General features: G+C 69.1%; 1 protein-coding gene. It reads left to right on the forward strand.

The annotated features are described in order from the left end of the window. Positions 1-628, forward strand: a 628-nt coding sequence (locus tag PV342_RS40955; RefSeq protein ID WP_500321250.1) for an IS481 family transposase, incomplete at both ends; no start/stop codon positions are given.

Consider the following 628-nt stretch of genomic DNA (forward strand, 5'->3'; position numbering starts at 1 on the left):
ACCCGCTACGGCCTGGCCCGCCTGACCCACCTGGACCGGGCCACCGGCCGCGTCATACGCCGCTACGAACGCGCCCGTCCCGGCGAGCTGGTGCACGTGGACATCAAGAAGCTCGGCAACATCCCCGACGGCGGCGGCCACAAAGTCCTCGGCCGGCAAGCGGGTCGCAAAACCCGCTCGAACGCCGGCTACAGCTACCTGCACACCGCCGTCGACGACCACTCCCGCCTGGCCTACAGCGAGATCCTCACCGACGAGAAGAAGGAGACCGCCGTCGCCTTCTGGGGACGGGCCCATGCGTTCTTCGCCTCGTGCGGGGTCGCCGTCGAGCGCGTGCTGACCGACAACGGCTCCTGCTACAAGTCCCGTCTGTGGCGCGATGCCCTGGCCGGGGCCGGGATCACGCACAAGCGCACCCGGCCCTACCGGCCGCAGACCAACGGCAAGGTCGAACGCTTCAACCGCACCCTGCTCGACGAGTGGGCCTACGCCCGCCCCTACCGGTCAGAGCAAGAACGACGCGACGCCTTCCCCGCCTGGCTGCACACCTACAATCACCACCGCGGACACACCGCGCTGAAGGGCCAACCACCCGCCAGCCGCGTTCCTAACCTCACGGGGCAATACA

The sequence above is a fragment of the Streptomyces sp. PA03-3a genome (genome assembly GCF_033792735.1).
Classification (GTDB): domain Bacteria; phylum Actinomycetota; class Actinomycetes; order Streptomycetales; family Streptomycetaceae; genus Actinacidiphila.